Raw genomic sequence first — 16,345 nt, 5'->3', positions numbered from 1 at the left:
AGGCCAATGAATAATTAGAGGGTGCTTATTGAACTATTTTAAGAAACCCTAGCTATTTATAGTGCTTTAAATCGACTAAACCTAGTAAATACCTTAGGTTCTCACTCAAATAGAGAGTAAAGCTAAAAAATAGACTATAAATTAAATAAATTTCGTTAATTAAATTTAAAGATCTAATTTAATTAATAAATATATAAATCACCATGTGATAAAGAATAACCAAGTGGTCAGAAAACAAGTAGAAAATCGTGGATATATGAGTAATTAACTCTAATTAATGCTCACTAAGAGAAGTATTCAATACTGACTGACATATTTTGAGGCTTTTAATAAGAAAATCCGTTTAGAACGTTTGAAGTTACCTTTATCAAAGGGGAGAGGTTTATAAATTGAAATAAGGATTTTGTACTCTCTACATCATGATTCAGCATTCATACAGACAAGATGGAGTAGATTAGTTGTTAAGCAAACGGTGTTAATAATTCTCCCTGGATTTAAACTCTCTTTGCCGGAAAGAATCCTAACAACTAGTTCTTAAGCACCAAACTAGTCGTTAAGTAAACATAGAACCCTTTTGCCTCTTAGAATAGAGGCTTTTTTTTGCCTGAAATTTAATGAAGCTACTGAGTCTAATAACTTTATCATTCAGTTTCTGTACAGCAGCACCTTGCTACATTAGCAATCAAGCAAGCAGCGAGAGCATGACCCCATTTGTTCGAACTACTTGCTTGTACTTCTCTAATTTTGTAATTGTTAGTGCAAATCAAATATCCTTTTTGGACCCATACTTGGGTCCATTTTTTTGCCTGAAATTAAGCTTCAGTTAAACCTACTAAGACACTATTACCGGTCGACTCGGAAATCCCGAGTCTAAAAACCAAAAAAGCCAGCTACAAAGTGGCGTCAAAAAGGCCCAAAGAGGCCAACATTGAAGGAAGCAGGGTATGGGTTTAAATAAAGATGAGAGCATAGATATGCCTCTCAAATCATCGGGACCATCTGGGGGGCAAAGCGGCGCTTTCGTGCGTTTTCTCAATATTGTCGAGCGATTAGGTAATCTACTTCCTCATCCCATCACACTTTTCGCCATGCTCTGTATGGCCGTTATCGTCATAAGCGGCATCGCAGGTTACTTCGAACTCTCGATTACCGACCCTCGCCCAGTTGGCTCATCGGGACGCAGTGAAGACGGCCTCATTCATGTTGTCAGCTTGATGAACGCCGAAGGTCTGAGAATGATCGTCTCGAATCTGGTGACAAACTTCACCGGTTTCACCCCGCTAGGCACAGTACTGGTAGCCCTGCTAGGTGTGGGAATTGCCGAGCGCTCTGGCATGCTTTCGGCAGCGATGCGCTCTCTGGTAATGGGCACCTCTAAGCGTCTGGTTACCTTGACCATAGTATTCGCCGGTATCATATCGAATACGGCAGCCGAACTAGGTTACGTGGTACTCATTCCTATGGCGGCGATGATCTTCCATTCCCTGGGACGCCACCCGCTTGCGGGCCTTGCGGCGGCTTTCGCTGGGGTATCCGGTGGTTATAGTGCCAACTTACTCTTAGGCACAGTCGATCCGCTACTATCTGGTATCACAGAGGCTGCGGCTCAGATGATCGATCCGGTATACACGGTAGGGCCGGAATCCAACTGGTACTTCATGTTCGTCTCTACCTTTCTAATTACTATCTTAGGTGCACTTGTCACCGAGAAGATTGTCGAGCCTAAACTAGGTAAATATGATGCCAGTGAAGCCGCAGTCGACTTAAGCCATCAGAAGATGGACTCAGTCAGTGCTCTGGAGAAGCGTGGCCTTAAAGCCGCGGGAATTGCCATACTGTTGCTTTCTGCATTGCTGGCACTCACTATTGTCCCGGAAGGTGCACCACTGAGAAATCCAGAAACAGGCTTAGTGGCCGACTCCCCCTTCCTTAAAGGGATCGTCGCCTTTATCTTTATCTGTTTCGCCATTCCGGGTCTGGTCTACGGTAAAGTCGTCGGCACCATGAAACGTGATAAAGATGTCATCGACGCCATGTCCCACAGCATGAGCTCCATGGGTATGTATATCGTACTGGTCTTCTTCGCCTCGCAGTTTGTCGCCTTCTTCAAGTGGACTAACCTAGGCGCAGTGCTGGCCGTTTCCGGCGCAGACGCGCTCAGCGCCATCGGCCTGACCGGCCCCTTGGTGTTTCTGCTCTTCATCATGATGTGTGGTGTCATCAACCTGATGTTAGGTAGCGCCTCGGCTCAATGGGCAGTAACAGCACCCATCTTCGTGCCCATGCTGATGCTGATTGGATATGCCCCGGAAACCATTCAGGCAGCCTATAGGATCGGTGATTCTGTGACTAACTTGATCACCCCCATGATGAGCTACTTTGGTCTGATCCTTGCGGTTGCTTCCCAGTATAAAAAGAACTTAGGCATAGGTACGCTTATCGCCACCATGTTGCCATATTCCATCGTGTTCTTTATCGGTTGGACACTGTTCTTCTTCCTTTGGGTGTTCGTATTAGAGATGCCAGTGGGACCAGGCGCAGCGACGTATTATACGCCTTAGAAGAGACTAGGAATTAGAAACGGTAGACGAGGTCGAAAGCCCTGCGAGGGCGCGACTTCGTCGCTTTAGGGAAGGCGAGATTTTGTTACTGTTGACCTTGATTAAACCTGCCGTGGAGTAGAAAATTTACAACTTCATTGATCACAGCATCATTTTTCATCATATGTGAGTGTATCGTTGGCAATGCAAAAAAATCATTCATTCCCTCCACTTTAGTCGCCGCCACAGACACCTTTCCGTCGTCAGGATTAGGTAATATGCTAGACATAATCAAGTTAATCGATTGAGTAACTGCAATCACACCTAAATCAAAATTTACCGCTCCAAGCTGGCTAGGAATACTGTAAGGGTCGGTACCAAGTTGAGTCCCAGCCTCGCCAGTGATCAGCTCATAGCCAGGTATTGAACCCAGCTTATCTACAATCTCACTACCTTGATTGGGCGGGCCTAATATCACGACTCGATTAACAGCACTTGCGCTATGTTGGCTATAATACCATTCCGAGTAAGTATCTGATCATTCAGCGGGAGTTCAAAGCACTGTAGGCAAGGCGAATGTTTGAAGCTAATAGTTATTCTATATCGAAAACATTCAACGTAGCATAAAGGGCTTTGAAACCCGCACTGCGTGAGGCTCTCAGTGTTTCCACTTCTGTGTTGCATTGACTTAAAAGGGAATAACCATTTCCTCATCAATGTGCCTTGAATTGAAAAAGCTGAGAGTCTCTGAACTGACCTGATACTTATATGGAATGGTATAATACTGCCTGACTAAAATGCCCCCCAATGAGTGAGTCACAAAGTTAATTTGGCTCGCTGTTGCTTTGGTGCATGTTTCCAATCCCTCCACCACTGCAATCTTAGCCAGAGATTCAATTGACATCTTTCGGGATGGATAATCGATGTTGGCCACCACATAGCCATGATCTTTTAACCTGTCTTCCAGCTTTTCCATTGAGGCGGCGCTGCGACCTAAGCCATGAAGCAACACGACGCATTCGTCAGCAAACGAATGAGTAGAAGCTGCACTTAACAGGAATATTGAGAGTAGTAGTGCGAGCTTCATCTGAACCTCATGCCCTTTCTGTGTTTCGGATCACCACAGTTTTAGCTAACTTATCGTGCCAACCCTGCTTCCTTTCATCTACCCCAATCCAGATTAGGCCAATAAAGCAAGGAAGTGCTGCAAGGATATACCCAAAGTATCGCCCTAGTGCTTGAATAACGGTGAGTTTGTTACCTGTTTCTGCATCGACCACTTTTAACTTAGTGATCATCTTTCCGGGCGTGCCTAGGTATTTCAACCAGAAGAAAATCGTGGCAATAAAAGGTAGGACATAGCCTAAAAAGAGATCCCAGAAGCCATATAAGACTTGCTCGCCCTCCCAATATTCGCCGCCATAGATCAGGCTCAAAGGAATATAGACTAGGGGATCATGATAACAAGATCAATGAGTGCAGCAAAAAACCTTACCCTAAGTCCTGCATAGTTTTGATTATCCATAAAGTACTTCTCTCCTTAATTAATCGATATCCTTTTTTAAGCCAGCATTGATAAGGTATATCACCCACAGGAACAAAAACAGTTAACTAATGTTTATCCTGAGGTGTAGCTAAGTTTGCTCCCAATAAAAAACCCGGCAATGTTATTGCCGGGTTTTTTATGACATTATCAAATCGAGATCATCTTATGCTACAGCGTAGCACTGGTCTCGGCTTCGACTGCCTTCTTCTTCTCTCGTTTGCTGAAGATACGCTCGACAACCACGAAGAAGATTGGGATGAAGAAGATCCCCATGAAGGTAGAACTCATCATGCCGCCCAATACACCTGTACCTATGGCGTTCTGACTACCTGAACCTACACCGGTACTTATGGCAAGAGGTACCACACCAAGACCGAAGGCCATAGAGGTCATCAGAATAGGACGCAAGCGCACCCGTACCGCATGCAAGGTAGCATCAACAAGAGTCGCCCCTTTGTCGTAATATTCCTTGGCAAACTCTACGATCAGAATGGCGTTCTTCGTCGCCAGTCCCACCGTCGTTAATAGCGCCACCTGGAAGAATACGTCATTAGGCAAACCGCGGGCATTCATGGCTATAAGCGCACCGATAATGCCCAGAGGCACCACCAAGATCACCGCGAAAGGCACAGACCAACTCTCATAGAGCGCCGCCAGTACCAAAAATACCACTACGATAGACAGGGCATACAGAGCCGGAGCCTGGTTACCTGATAGGCGTTCCTCATAGGATAGACCATTCCACTCGACACCGAATCCCGGTGGTAACTTCTTCACCATCTCTTCGATATCGACCATGGCAGCACCCGTGCTATAGCCAGGTGCCGTTCCACCCTGGATGTTCATCGCAGGCAGACCGTTGAATCGCTCCAGTCGAGGCGATGCATATTCCCAAGTTCCCGTGGCAAAAGCCGAGAAAGGTACCATCTCCCCTTTGGTATTACGTACATACCAGGAATCAAGATCTTCAGGCTGCATCCGGTACTCGGCTTCACCTTGTACATACACTTTCTTAACTCGACCACGATCGATGAAGTCATTCACATATGAACCACCCCAGGCCGTACCCAGCACGCTGTTCACCGAGTTGATATCGACACTCAAGGCACGGATCTTAGCCTGATCTATATGTATTTGGTACATAGGCGCATCTTCCTGACCGTTCGGGCGTACGCCTGTCAAGTTAGGGTTCTGTGATGCCAAGCCGAGCAACATATTTCTCGCTTCCACAAGTTTGTCATGGCCTTGGCCATTTCTGTCCTGGAGATAGAAGTCGAAACCGTTTGCCGTACCTAGTTCGATAACCGCAGGAGGTACGAATGCAAATACGAAGGCTTCCTTCATCTGCATAAACTTACCCATGGCACGAGCTGCGACTGATTGAATATCTTGTCCGGCACCTTCACGCTCAGCCCAGTCCTTCATACTGACGAAGGCGATACCCATGTTCTGACCGTTACCCGCGAAGCTGAAGCCAGATACAGTAAATACAGACTTCACATTTTCACTTTCTTCGTTGAGGTAGAAGTCGGTGACATCTTCCATCACCTTCTGAGTACTTTGCAGAGTCGAGTTCACAGGCAAGATAGCCTGAGTAAACATGATGCCCTGATCTTCATCGGGAAGGAAAGCAGTGGGCATACGCATGAAGATCCAACCCACGGCGACGACGAGTGCCAGATAGATCAACATGACACGGCCTGTACGCTTAATCATGGCTGCGACGCTGTCGGTGTAACGCGATGTCATCTTGTCGAAGCTGCGGTTAAACCAACCGAAGAAGCCAGTGTCAATATGCGTCTGACCTTTCTTCATTGGCTTAAGCATGGTGGCACACAGAGCGGGAGTCAGAATCAAGGCAACCATCACCGAGAGCCCCATGGCCGACACTATCGTCACCGAAAACTGGCGATAGATGACACCGGTCGAGCCAGACATAAATGCCATAGGCACGAATACTGCCGATAGGGTCAAACCGATACCCACCAGGGCGCCGGTGATTTGATCCATGGATTTCTTGGTGGCCTCGACGGGGCTTAGCCCTTCCTCCTGCATCACACGTTCGACGTTTTCCACCACCACGATGGCATCATCCACCAGCAAGCCGATGGCCAATACCATGGCAAACATGGTCAAGGTGTTGATGGAGAAACCGACCGCCGACAGAATAGCGAAGGTCCCCAATAGCACCACAGGCACGGCTATGGTCGGAATGAGTGTCGCCCTGAAGTTTTGCAGAAACAGGAACATGATTAGGAAGACGAGGACAATGGCTTCGAGCAAGGTATGCACAACACCTTCGATAGATTGCTCTACGAATGGCGTTGTATCATAGGGATAAACCACTTCAAGCCCCTGAGGGAAGAAGGCCTTCATCTCGTCAATCTTAGCCCGTACTGCGTTAGCCGTTGCCAATGCATTAGCACCGGTCGCTAATTGAATGCCAATACCCGCCGCAGGCTTACCGTTATAAAACGACTCCGACGAATAGTCCTCTGCACCGAGTTCAACCCGAGCCACATCCTTGAGATACACATTCGCACCGCTGGAATCTGACTTGATGATGATCTGTTCGAACTGATCTACTGTCTGCAAACGACTCTGAGCGGATACAGTCGCATTAAGCTCCTGTCCACCAACTGATGGAGCACCACCTAACTGACCCGCAGATACCTGAGCATTCTGCTCACGTATAGAGGCCATGATGTCTATGCTAGTCAGATTAAATTGAGTCAGCTTGAAGGGATCTAACCAGATACGCATCGCATACTGAGCACCAAATAGCTGAATAGTACCCACACCAGCTACACGACTCATGGGATCTTGTATGTTAGAAGCCACATAATCCGAGATATCGTTCTTATCCAAAGAACCATCTTGGGAAACGAAGCCCAATACCATCAAGAAACCAGCGCTCGACTTACTGACGTTGACACCTTGAGCCTGTACTTCCTGAGGTAACAACGGCATAGCAAGTTGTAACTTGTTCTGCACTTGTACCTGAGCAATATCAGGATCGGCCTCCGCATTGAAGGTCAAGGTGATCTGCGCATTACCGAAACTATCACTGGTTGATGATATATAACGCAGGTTATCCAGACCCGTCATTCGCTGCTCGATGACCTGAGTCACCGAATCTTCCATGGTTTTAGCTGATGCACCAGGATAAACGGCGCTGATCACAACCGATGGCGGTGCGATACTCGGATACTGAGATACGGGTAGCCCGAAGATCGACAAGACCCCAGCCAGCATCACAATGATGGCGATCACCCAAGCAAAAATAGGGCGATCGATAAAGAAACGTGCCATAACTCTACCTTACTCTTATTTCTGGTTAGCCGACTGACTGGCAGGTGTACTCGCCGAATCATCTGAACTAATAGCTACAGATTTAACTGAAGCGCCAGGGCGAATTTTTTGTAATCCTTCGACAATGAGAACATCACCGACGGCAAGACCATCTGTGATACGCCATTGATGATCGATCACTTCTGCAGTCATCACGACTCGAGATTCAACCTTGTTTTCGCTATTGACTAACATAGCAACGGCCTGTCCCTTGGTATTACGGGTGATCGCTTTCTGTGGCACTAGAATCGCTTGCGGATCTGTACCTGCATTGAGCACTGCACGCACATACATACCAGGCAATAGCAGGCCATCCGGATTAGGGAACTCGGCTCTTAAAGTTACCGAACCAGTATTCTCATCGACGCTCACCTCAGCAAAGCGCAATACACCCGCATGGGCATAAGTCGTGCCGTCTTCGAGAATAAGCTGCACATCGGCATTATCGGTTGCCTGCAACTTACCTTGCCTAAGCTTGGCTTTTAAGCGCAATAATTGAGCGCTGGACTGAGCAATATCCACATTGATGGGATCCAACTGTTGAATCTTTGCCAGCGTTTGTGACTGATTCGCTGTCACTAACGCACCTGCAGTGACGCTGGACTTACTGATCCTGCCTGAGATAGGCGCCTTAACTTCCGTGTAGACTAAGTTAATCTTGGCGGTATTAATGGCCGCCTTAGCAACTATCACATTGGCTAGCGCTTCTTTATACAAGGCATCAGCTTCATCGAAGTCTTGCTGGCTGATGGCATTGGTCTTGATCAACTCTTTAAAGCGTGCTGCTTTCGCTTTTGCTGACACCAGACTGGCATTAGCACTGGCCAAGTCGGCTTCGGCGCTGATCACGGCCGCCTTATAGGTTGCCGAGTCAATCTGATAGAGAGACTGGCCTTTCTTAACATCACTGCCTTCCACAAACGTACGTTCGGTGATGATGCCTGAGGCCTGGGGTCTAACTTCGGCCTCGAGGAATGCCTTACTCCGTCCTGGCAGCTCGACTTGAATATCCTGAGACTGGGCTTTAACCTTAATGACGCCGACTTCAGCAATTCCAGGTCCATGACCTTGCTTAGCATCTCCATTCTGCCCACAAGCAGTTATCCATAACGCCACACTTAAAAAAGAGGCAATTTTCACTATTTGCCGCATGAGAACTCCTATCAAAGCAACCGACCAGACATGGTATTCCGAACAATAGAAACGACTATTACAGGTATAATTGGAAGCATAAATTATTGTGTAAGATTTGAACGTGCCTTTATCTCATAACTAAACAAGGTCAACAAGGAGAACTAACTGTAAATTTGTAAGCTAATGCAAATTTTGGCTGATAATCATGAACTTATGTTACGAGCAGGTTAAAACACCCTAATTGTGTGACTCAGGTCACACTCGACTTGTGACATCTCTCAATCCAAGCAGAAAAAACAATTAGCGATATCACCATTATTACCAGCAAGATAAATCGGCTAACTCATTCATATTTGTTCATATCTTTTCGCTTTTGATTCATCCAAGTAGTCAATTCTATTCACATCTCCCCCTTATGATGTAACTGCGCTAACAAATTCTATTTATGTGAGATTACGAACATGACAGTCAAGATGAAACTAGGTCACACCTTGCTTCTAAGCGGATTATTACTTTCAGCCTCCTCCTTTGCACAAGCAGCAGAGTCGGACTCAAGTTCAGAAGTCTTGGGTGGCACCATCACAGGTAACCTGACTTTTGCCTCCGACTACGTATTTCGTGGCGAATCTGAGACTATGGACGGTGACGTTCCTGTGGTACAGGGCACCTTAGGTTGGGGGAATGATGATGGTTGGTATGGCGGTATATTCGCATCAAACATCAAATTTGCCGATCCTAACCTAGAAATTGTCACAGCGCCTTTCATCGGGAAAGCTGGCGAATTCGGCGATAGCGGATTCACCTATGATGTCATGGTGTTCTCTTATCTCTATGCAGGTGCTTCATATTCGAACTACACAGAATTATGGCTAAAAGTCGGCAAGCAATTCGGTCAGGCAAATATTCAACTGGAAGTCACCCCAACAATCGATGATTGGTTTGGTGTCGACGGCTGGCAAGGGGTTAACTACGCCATTCATCCGAGTTATGAATTCAGTAACGGCGTGAACGTTTCCGGCTCCGTGGGCTATCAAGACTTAGACGGCGAAGGTGCCGAAGGTTGGGGGCACTGGAATCTGGGTGTAAGTAAGGTCTATTTAGGACTTAAATTCGACCTTAGATACCATGGCAGCACAGTCGATGAAACCCACAAGGTTTACGGCACTCAAACCAAAATTTTTGATGACAGATTCGTTATCGGCATCAACAAAAGCTTCTAAAATAGTTTTATATAAGTGCTTAGAAACAGTTTTACCCTGCAACCTAGCTCAATACACAGTTCAATACACGTCGCTATCTATTGCTTAACTTTTGACAAACTTTCGCCAGCCTACTCCAGGCTGGCCTTTTTTATGCTGTACCCTTCCAGATAAAGCAAAAGGACTATGCAACTCATAGATAATTTATTGAGATGAGTAATTAATTTCCCCTTGCTACCGGATTTTTATGGAAAAAATCTACCAGAAAATCAATTAAGGCTCGCTGTACTGGCCCCATCAGCTTATTGCTGGTAAATAGTAAAGAAACCTGCTGAGGGGGAGCGCTGTACTCAGGTATTAGTTCAACCAATTCTCCCTGTTCGATCAAGCGCCTAACTTGGAAAGTCGGCAACTGTATGATCCCCTGACCTTGCAAACAAAATTCCAGTAAGCATTCAGAATCATTCGACTCAATGTCGCCATGCACTTTTACTTGTATAGGATTATCGTCAATTTGATAAAGCCAGCGCCTCGGAGTATGTCTCGCATTATTAATCAAACACCGATGACCTTTCAGTTCCTGTGGGGTAAGAATGACGCCATAACGCTCCAGATAGCTGGGAGATGCGAGGGTTTTGATCTGGTACTCTCCTAGCGTGCGCGCAATCAAACCTGAGTCAGGTAAATTACCTACTCGCAGTGCCAGATCATAACCCTCTTCGGCCAAATTTACGTTTCTATTCGTCAAAAAAAGTGACAGGTTAACCTCTGGATGCTGGTTTGAAAATTGCGATAACACAGATGGCAAAACATATTTCCCTAGAATTAATGGCGCCGTAATCCTTAAGTCGCCCTTTAATTCTGTACTGGATGGAATCGCCCCTTTTAGCTCCGCCACGCTCTGGCTAATCAACGCCATCTGTGCCAAATAACTTCGCCCTTCGCTAGTTAAGCCTATGCTCCGCGTTGTCCGCTGCAATAAGCGTACTCCCAACCACTTTTCTAGCTCACTCACCTGTCGACTCACTGCAGAGGGAACTAAATTCATAGCATGGGCCGCACCGGAGAAACTCTTATATTCAACCACTAATTGAAAGGTAGATATCGATTTAAGAAGATCCATGACGTTCTCATTGTTCAGAATTAATCACTAATGTTGTGAATTTTAGATTATTGCTCACATTTATTGAACCATTTAATCTACCGACAATATAAATCCAACATTGAGGATGGTTTATGGCGCTCATAACCGTAGAAGAAAATAGAGTGATAGACCAAGCCAGTAATGAGGGAACCAGAACCTTCGGGACTAGATTAGCTAAAAATCACTAATCCAGTCTGCCGCACTATGAAAACTCGAAGACTCAGTGTTCAGATCTCTCTGGTCATCTGATCCCCCTATACATTCACCTTACACATAAGAGGCATACAAGATGACTTATCGCTACCAAATAACACTGGTTTTTTTACTCGGTTTCTTTATCGACTGCATTAATATCTTCATGTTGGCAATCGCCCTGCCTTCGATTGCCAGTGAATTCCACACCGATACCTCAACCGTAGCTTGGGTTGCCAATGCTTATATCCTGGGAATGACTTTAATCATTCCCATCAGCCCTTGGTTAGCCAGCCGGTTTGGGCCAAGGAATATTATCAGCCTATCTATGGCCTTATTTACCATTTCAGTGCTCTTATGTGGTTTTTCAAGCAGTTTTTATGAACTCGTCAGCTGGCGATTTATCCAAGGATTAGGTGCGGGCCTTATGATCCCCATAGGACAATCACTGACCTTCAGCCAATTCAAAAATAGTCAGCGAGCCAAAGTTTCTACCTTAGTGATGGCGGTAGCATTAATTGCCCCTGCAATCTCACCAATGATAGGAGGGATTATTGTCGAACACTTCTCTTGGCGCTGGGTATTTTTCAGTAATGCTCCGCTCTCAATACTGGTGTGCCTGCTAGCATGGAACTGGATTCGAAATGAAAGAAGGGCCGCAGTCTCAAAGCCAGATATCTGGGGGTTGCTACTTGTAAGTGTAGCGTTAACTGCACTGCTAATGGGAATGTCAGTTTATGCTAACGATCAAAATAGCTTAGTTGGGGTATTCACCCTGCCCACAGTGGCGGCACTTACCCTACTTTATATCAAACACGACAAAAACCATGAAGACGCCATTATTAACCTAAGCCTACTCAAAAATAACAAGCTGACCTTGTCGGTCATCATCTATTACGCCATTCCTGGGGTATTTACCGGCGTTAATCTGCTCAATATATTTTTCTTACAAGACATATTGAATTTCAGCGCAGATAAAACCGGTATGTTTATGATTCTCTATGGTTTTGGAGCTCTTATTGCCATGATGTTCTGTGGCCGGAGCTACAACAGAATTGGACCAAACAAGCTATTTATCAGTAGCTTAATACTACACAGCGCAGGTATATCTACCTTGCTATGGGTTCACCCAGGCTCACCACTCATGGTAATCATGCTGGCGTACACACTGATGGGCATTGGCGGAGGCTTAGGAGCTAACTGTGCACAGACAACCGCATTGATGGATTTTGATAAACATCAAATGTCAAAAGGCAGCGTGATCTGGAACATCAATCGACAGGTATCTTTCTGCGTCGGAGCAGCTTTCTTTACCATGGTCTTTAATCTGCTATGTGTTGCCTTGCAGCTCCCAAAAATCGAAGCCTATCACCTTACATATTTAATCGCCGCCCTGATTGGCATATTGCCACTCTTGTACATCAAAAATCTAAACTAAGGTACTTCAATGAAAAATACAAAAATACTCGCCACAGAAAGCGTGCACACAATCCATCAATTGATCCATCAGGTTTTTACTCATTCAAAAGAAAGAGGAAAAAACGCCTTATCCGAGCTACTAACGTATTTCGATCCGAAATTTACCATGATCACTCAACAAGGCATCGTCGTCGGTTTACCTCAGGTAACACAGCTGTTCAATAGTGCTTTAGGAAAACGCCCTGAGTTAGAGATAATCATTAAGGATGTTATGCCAGTCTTCGACGAGAATGGCATAGTGACGATCCGCTACCGAGAAATCCACCATGAATATGCTCAGACTACAGAGCGTCTTGGAACAGCAATCATTGATACAACTGGTGAGAAATTACGTTGGCTTTATCTACATGAAACGCCTGTCAGTCCATAATTAGCACTTAGTCTCATCGCATATTTCAAGCAGGCTTAGATAATGACCTATCAAGCCTGCATCATAGTAGTCTGTTCATAACCAAGTAAAATACTACATAGCCACCTCAAGCTTTTCTTTCACTTAAAACTTACAGCTCGTAGAAAAAACCTAAACCCTATTATCCCCTACGCCACAGGCCAGAATGCGGCTGATATTGGCAAGGCTACGGCCTGACTCTTGTTGCCAGGTGTTGAATACTGCTTGCACTTGTTTGAGCCCACTCTTTGAGCTGAAACCAAAGTCCACCAGCTTGTGCGCTTTCATATAAGCTTGCACATCACTGGTTAACAGGAAGGTATCCTTGCCCATGGCTCGCAGAAAGTAGGGACCCGTATTACCACCAAGTCGAGTGCCTCTGCGTTTAAGCTGTGCCCATAAGCCGATAATATCCTCACCAGGCCAGTTGGCGATATATTCGGCCAAGCTGCCATGCTCTCTGGCAATATCTTGAATCATCAGCGCATTATCATAGATGGCCATGGTCTTCTTCATGTGTCTGATAAGTGTCACATCGCTGGCCCTATCATGTAACTGCTCAGGCGATAGCATCAGCACCTTCATAGGCTCGAAACCGAAAAAGGCTTTCTCGTAGGCAGGCCATTTATTCTCGACGATGCGCCAAACAAACCCTGACTGAAACACCTTCTTGCTCATCTCAGACAGCAGTTGAGCATCGTTATACTCACCTATCTCATCGACACTGAGAGTCACCTCTAGCAGGCTTTCCAGGCCTTCATCACCACCTTTGCGGTCACTGGCTCTTTGATAGATGGCAGAGAAAGATTCTTGTCGACTCATATTGAAATATCGATTCCTAACTAAATAATCTGTCCATAGTAAGAAATATAATACAGAAAGCAATGACTTCCCTTAGAGACTCCAATGATACTGGACAAAAACCGAGCAAACATCTAGTTTTAATAACGAGCCAATTAATAAACAATCAATATTTATCGGCAAGTTTAGTTACTACGATTTAACTATCGGTTATTTTGTCATTGGGAGAATCTATGGACGCTGGGCAACTGTATAGAATGCTAGTCTTTGCAAACGTCGTCGAACAAGGATCCCTCACCGCTGCAGCTGAGGAACTGGGTATTAGTCGATCCATGGTCAGTCAACATCTGAAGAAATTAGAGCTAAGATGTGAAACACAGTTGATTCAGAGAACCACGAGAAAAATGGCGCTCACCCATGAGGGTCAAAATTTCTATTATTATTGTGCCGAACTGCTTCAGCTGGCCAAACAGGCCGAAAATGCGACTCACCCCGATGACATTGAGCTACATGGCAGTATTAAAATTTTAGCTCCGATTTGTTTCGGTGAACACGATCTGATCAAGCATATAGGGGCGTTTCATCGACTTCATCCTAAGATACACATTTCGATACAGCTCGAAGATCGACACATGAGTCTTCGAGAGAATAAGATCGACATAGCGATTCAGGCTGATGCCCAGATAGTTCCACAAATAGAAGCCATCAAACTAGCACAATTCGATGAATATCTTGTCGCCAGTCCGCAATACCTTGAACAACATGGTTCGCCACTACACCCGGATATGCTACAGATGCACCAATGGGTGTTGCAGGCGTCGAATCAACTCCCTAAACGATGTCAGATCAAAAATAGCTATGGCGATAAGTTTACACTCAATATCAATCCATTTATCAGCTGTAATAGTAACTTAGGGGTCATGAGCCTAATCAAGCAAGGGCTCGGCATTGGAATATTACCAAGTTATTTAGCCCAGCCTCAGATAGCCAGCAAACACTTGGTGCACATTTTGTCCGACTATCATCTACAAGAGGGAGTCATCTACGCAACTCACCCGTTCAACGATGTGGTACCACCTAAGGTGAAGGCTTTTCTCGACTTTATTGAAGAGCGGCTAAAGGCTTAATTGAAAAACGGCTAAAGGCTGAATGGCCTCAAAAGGGAATAACCATTTCTTCAACAATGCGCCTTGAATTTAAAGCCCTGAGAAAGCTCTGAATTAATCATAAATTTAATGGAATTGGTATCATACTCGGATAGCTTATGGGTTTGCGCTCTAAACTGTAGCGACTAAAGTTATCTATAGGACTTACTTTTATCTTTGAGGGCGATAGCTGATGGAGCTGTTTTATCATCCACTTTCCCGCTATTCACAGAAAGTCCTTATTGCCCTCTACGAAAAACAAGCCAACTTCTACCCAAGAATCATAGAACTCACCGATCCTTTTTCCCGCAAAGAGTTCAGTCAGTTTTATCCTCCGGGTAAGGTGCCACTCCTCAAGACCAAGGCCGGAGAGTTAATTCCTGAATCGAGCATTATTATAGAATATGTCGATCATGAATTTTCCACTGGCACTCGCTTGCTACCTAGAGAACAGAAAGTCGCTCTGGATACGCGCTTACAAGACCGCCTGATAGATCAAGATTTCAGTAATATATTATTTGAACTCGAACGCCAAAAACTCGAGTCTGGTGACAATAATCAGATACGCATTAAGTATTTAGAAAATGACATTAACCGCTTTCTTCATTACTTAGATGCCTTGTTAGAACATAATCACTGGTTATGTGGCGATAGTTTAACCTTGGCAGACTGCGCGCTTTTCCCGTGCCTGTATTGCGCACAAGACCATTTTAAGTTATTTGAATATGACAACTTGGACAGATACTGGCATCAGGCTCAATTAAGAGGCGCATTTCAACAGGTAACAGAAGAGGTCGTTCTGGCACAAATAGAAGTCCTCTCAGGAAGGAGGCCAATACCTTAGGATAAGTACCTAGATTCTAGTAACTTTTAAATATTCCGCTCTTTCTTCAGTTGTAGAAACTGCTTCCACTTAATCACTTCCGGGGGAAGTTCCGGGGCCGGACCTTCGAAGTTAACTTCTTTGATCATCGTCTCTATGGGGACTTGCTTACCTCGACACACAAACACGCCGCGTACATGTACGATGCAGTGTAGGGTAGCGCCACTGACAAACCTTTGTTCGATATAAAAGTATTTCTCATCCCAGCCCACCAGCTTGGTCTCTATCTCGAACTTAGTGAAGGGCTTGATGTCTCTGATGTAGGTAAATTCGGCGGCATTGACGATTGGCATCCATTTCATCTTGATGAACTTCTTCAGGAACCCCATCTCGGCCATCATATAGGTACGGGCAAGATCCAGAAATGCCGGATATCTTGAGTTAGTCACATGCAAATTAATATCACAATCAAAGGGCAAGGCACGATAGGTGATACGGCTGGTGTCGAGGAAACCGATAGAATTACAATGGCGTACTCGCCAGACAAAAAGCCAAATTAACCTGAAATAGAGATTCATTCACAGTCCTTACAACTAATACTTA

General features: G+C 45.2%; 14 protein-coding genes. 6 read left to right on the top strand and 8 right to left on the bottom strand.

Annotated features, from left to right (window positions below):
- Nucleotides 1–974 precede the first annotated feature (974 nt).
- Complete coding sequence (locus FM037_RS00835) at nt 975–2,561, top strand: AbgT family transporter (RefSeq protein WP_185977036.1); 1,587 nt, start codon at nt 975–977, stop codon at nt 2,559–2,561.
- 85 nt (nt 2,562–2,646) lie between these two features.
- On the opposite strand, the gene FM037_RS00830 is transcribed toward FM037_RS00835, so the two are convergent.
- The 5 genes from FM037_RS00830 to FM037_RS00810 all read right to left on the bottom strand — a co-directional run bounded on the left by FM037_RS00830 (nt 2,647) and on the right by FM037_RS00810 (nt 8,589).
- Nucleotides 2,647–3,018 (bottom strand): hypothetical protein, encoded by a 372-nt coding sequence (locus FM037_RS00830; protein ID WP_144044426.1) that lies wholly within the window; start codon nt 3,016–3,018, stop codon nt 2,647–2,649.
- A 210-nt stretch (nt 3,019–3,228) separates the two neighbouring features.
- Nucleotides 3,229–3,627, bottom strand: a complete 399-nt coding sequence (locus FM037_RS00825) for an esterase/lipase family protein (RefSeq protein ID WP_144044425.1) — start codon at nt 3,625–3,627, stop codon at nt 3,229–3,231.
- Nucleotides 3,628–3,634: 7 nt separating this feature from the next.
- Complete coding sequence (locus tag FM037_RS00820; RefSeq protein WP_229381041.1) at nt 3,635–3,976, bottom strand: RDD family protein; 342 nt, start codon at nt 3,974–3,976, stop codon at nt 3,635–3,637.
- 278 nt (nt 3,977–4,254) lie between these two features.
- A complete protein-coding gene (locus FM037_RS00815) occupies nt 4,255–7,398 on the bottom strand; it encodes an efflux RND transporter permease subunit (RefSeq protein WP_144044424.1) in 3,144 nt (1,047 codons plus the stop codon).
- Between the two features lie 15 nt (nt 7,399–7,413).
- Complete coding sequence (locus FM037_RS00810; protein ID WP_144044423.1) at nt 7,414–8,589, bottom strand: efflux RND transporter periplasmic adaptor subunit; 1,176 nt, start codon at nt 8,587–8,589, stop codon at nt 7,414–7,416.
- A 443-nt stretch (nt 8,590–9,032) separates the two neighbouring features.
- On the opposite strand from FM037_RS00810, the gene FM037_RS00805 reads away from it, so the two are divergent.
- Entirely contained in the window at nt 9,033–9,791 is a 759-nt protein-coding gene (locus FM037_RS00805) for a TorF family putative porin (RefSeq protein WP_185976932.1), read from the top strand.
- A gap of 199 nt (nt 9,792–9,990) precedes the next feature.
- On the opposite strand, the gene FM037_RS00800 is transcribed toward FM037_RS00805, so the two are convergent.
- Entirely contained in the window at nt 9,991–10,893 is a 903-nt protein-coding gene (locus tag FM037_RS00800) for a LysR family transcriptional regulator (protein ID WP_144044422.1), read from the bottom strand.
- 310 nt (nt 10,894–11,203) lie between these two features.
- Here FM037_RS00800 and FM037_RS00795 point away from each other — a divergent pair, with 310 nt between their 5' ends.
- Nucleotides 11,204–12,544 (top strand): DHA2 family efflux MFS transporter permease subunit, encoded by a 1,341-nt coding sequence (locus FM037_RS00795; RefSeq protein WP_144044421.1) that lies wholly within the window; start codon nt 11,204–11,206, stop codon nt 12,542–12,544.
- Nucleotides 12,545–12,553: 9 nt separating this feature from the next.
- Complete coding sequence (locus tag FM037_RS00790) at nt 12,554–12,955, top strand: hypothetical protein (RefSeq protein ID WP_144044420.1); 402 nt, start codon at nt 12,554–12,556, stop codon at nt 12,953–12,955.
- 150 nt (nt 12,956–13,105) lie between these two features.
- On the opposite strand, the gene FM037_RS00785 is transcribed toward FM037_RS00790, so the two are convergent.
- On the bottom strand, nt 13,106–13,795 hold the full coding sequence (locus tag FM037_RS00785; RefSeq protein WP_144044419.1) for a DNA-3-methyladenine glycosylase I: 690 nt from the start codon (nt 13,793–13,795) through the stop codon (nt 13,106–13,108).
- A gap of 212 nt (nt 13,796–14,007) precedes the next feature.
- On the opposite strand from FM037_RS00785, the gene FM037_RS00780 reads away from it, so the two are divergent.
- On the top strand, nt 14,008–14,901 hold the full coding sequence (locus tag FM037_RS00780; RefSeq protein WP_144044418.1) for a LysR family transcriptional regulator: 894 nt from the start codon (nt 14,008–14,010) through the stop codon (nt 14,899–14,901).
- Nucleotides 14,902–15,112: 211 nt separating this feature from the next.
- Nucleotides 15,113–15,763 (top strand): glutathione S-transferase family protein, encoded by a 651-nt coding sequence (locus FM037_RS00775; RefSeq protein WP_144044417.1) that lies wholly within the window; start codon nt 15,113–15,115, stop codon nt 15,761–15,763.
- 26 nt (nt 15,764–15,789) lie between these two features.
- On the opposite strand, the gene FM037_RS00770 is transcribed toward FM037_RS00775, so the two are convergent.
- Nucleotides 15,790–16,320, bottom strand: a complete 531-nt coding sequence (locus FM037_RS00770) for a thioesterase family protein (protein ID WP_144044416.1) — start codon at nt 16,318–16,320, stop codon at nt 15,790–15,792.
- Nucleotides 16,321–16,345 lie beyond the last annotated feature (25 nt).

Source organism: Shewanella psychropiezotolerans (genome assembly GCF_007197555.1).
GTDB lineage: Bacteria > Pseudomonadota > Gammaproteobacteria > Enterobacterales > Shewanellaceae > Shewanella > Shewanella psychropiezotolerans.
This window is presented reverse-complemented; position numbering and strand designations above follow the sequence as displayed.